General features: G+C 61.2%; 1 protein-coding gene. It reads left to right on the top strand.

The window, feature by feature from the left end:
- Positions 1-2,164, top strand: a 2,164-nt coding sequence (gene mutS / locus M7F93_RS11765) for a DNA mismatch repair protein MutS (protein ID WP_298173770.1), incomplete at its 5' end; no start/stop codon positions are given.
- Between the last annotated feature and the right edge of the window lie 103 nt (positions 2,165-2,267).

The following is a 2,267-nucleotide window of genomic DNA, read 5'->3' as shown; positions in this document are numbered from 1 at the left end:
TGCCGGGCAGGAGCCTCTGCTCCTGGCCCTCTGTCCGGACGGCCCGCGTTGTGGCCTGGCCTGGCTGGATGCCGCCGGAGGACGCCTCATGGTGCGTGAGGTAGCCGACACCGCCGTCGCAGATACCATAGCGCGGCGTCCCGTCGCAGAAATCATCGCCCCGGAAGATACGTCGCTTCCAGTCGGAATCGACCCGCAAAAATTGCAACTCCTGGAGAAAACCAGCTTTCAAACGCGGCGCACCGAGACAGTACTTGAACGCTATTTTGGTGAACGACTGGCGAGTTTCGGGTGCAATGACTGGCCCCTCGCCTTACGCGCCGCCGCCGCACTCCTGAATTATGCCGAGACCCAACTACGCAGCAGCCTGACCCAAGTCCAGCGAATTCATCCGGAGCGCACTGAAGAAGAGCTCTATCTGGATGCGACCGCCTTGCGGTCACTGGAAGTGGTGGAAAGCCTGCAAGGGAACGGTCCCACTTTGTTCAGCTTGTTGCAAAAAACCCAGACGGCCATGGGCGCCCGCTTGCTCCGTCGCTGGCTGCTACGACCACTACGCCAGGGACCCGTGCTTGCGGCCCGCCAGGAAGTCGTCGCAGCGCTTACCCAAGGCAGCGGGCCAGTCGCCATCCAGAAGGCCTTGCACGGTATCGCGGATGCGGAACGCATTCTCACCCGCGTCGCCCTGAATAGTGCGAGCCCCCGTGATCTCGCCCAACTCCGCAGCACCTTGCAGGCACTGCCCACGCTACGCGCCACCCTCGAAGAAACAGGGCATCCTGCACTGACTCCTTATCAGGAGCGCATAGCGCTCTTTACCGCCCTCCGCACGCTGCTGGAAGAGTCCTTAGTGGATGCCCCGCCCATGACCCAGCGGGATGGTGGCTACATTCGTGCAGGCCACGATGCCGAGTTGGATCGCCTGCAACAACTCAGCCAGAATTTGCAGGAGGTGCTGCGTGATCTGGAGCAGCAGGAACGCCAGCGCACCGGCATCACCCAACTCAAAATCCAGTTCAATCGGGTGCATGGCTTTTACATCGAAATCAGCCGCAGCTACCAAGGACCCATTCCCGACGACTATCGCCGCCGCCAAACCACCAAGAACGCGGAACGCTACATCAACGACGCCCTGAAAGTCATTGAAGATCAGGCCCTCTCGGCAGAGAGCCTGGCCCTGAGCCGGGAGCGCCTGCTCTTCACGCAAGTCCTGGAAGCGGCAGCCCCCGAAGTGTCGGCCCTGCAAGACGCCATGACTGCTGTCGCCGAACTGGACGGTCTCAGCACGCTGGCCGAACGCGCCATCACCCTGCACTGGTGTGCCCCGCATTTCGTCACAGAACCGGTTTTACACATCCGCGACGGCCGCCATCCCGTCGTAGAAGCCCAGATCGGCAGTAATTTCGTGCCCAACGATCTCGATTTTGATAAAGAACAGCGGATGCTGCTTATCACTGGTCCCAATATGGGCGGCAAATCCACCTACATGCGGCAAACAGCGCTCATCGTCCTGCTCGCCCACATCGGTAGCTGGGTGCCTGCCCGCGAAGCCATCATTGGCCCCACCGACCAGATTTTCACCCGCATCGGCGCTGCCGACGATCTGGCTGGCGGTCGCTCCACCTTCATGGTGGAAATGAGCGAAACAGCGCGCATCCTCCATCTCGCTACGGCACAAAGCCTGGTGATCCTGGATGAAATCGGGCGGGGCACCGCCACTTATGACGGCCTCTCCATCGCCTGGGCCACGGCCGAAGCACTGGTGGAACGGGGCGCCTGCACGCTCTTCGCCACCCACTATTTTGAATTGACGGAGATGGTTCTTCCCGGCCTGCGTAACGCCCATCTCGACGCTTTGACACAAGGGGATCAGGTCGTATTCCTGCATCGGGTGGAGGGTGGCCCGGCCGCGCAGAGCTACGGACTGGCGGTTGCCAAGCTTGCCGGGATTCCTGACCCAGTCGTGCAACGCGCCCGCCAGCGGCTCAGTCAACTGGAAGAAACCGCCCAGCAGCCAACCCGCAATACAGCGCCCGCCCAGTTGTCCCTCTTCCAGGCCGCTCCGCATCCGGCGGTATACCGACTGAGTCAGATGGAACCAGACCAACTCAGCCCCAGACAGGCACTGGATCTGCTCTACGTACTCAAAGAATTAGCACACTAAACAGGTTACGCGGCCTCATCGCGGTTGTTCATGTCAAGCAATGCCGTGCTCCGTGCCAAAGCCGCTACCGTCAGCGAGAGCCAACGGACGCATTGAGTTTACC

It is taken from the genome of Acidithiobacillus sp. (assembly GCF_027322205.1).
GTDB lineage: Bacteria > Pseudomonadota > Gammaproteobacteria > Acidithiobacillales > Acidithiobacillaceae > Acidithiobacillus.
The sequence above is the reverse complement of the archived record's forward strand: the minus strand, read 5'-3'. Positions and strand labels throughout refer to the sequence as shown.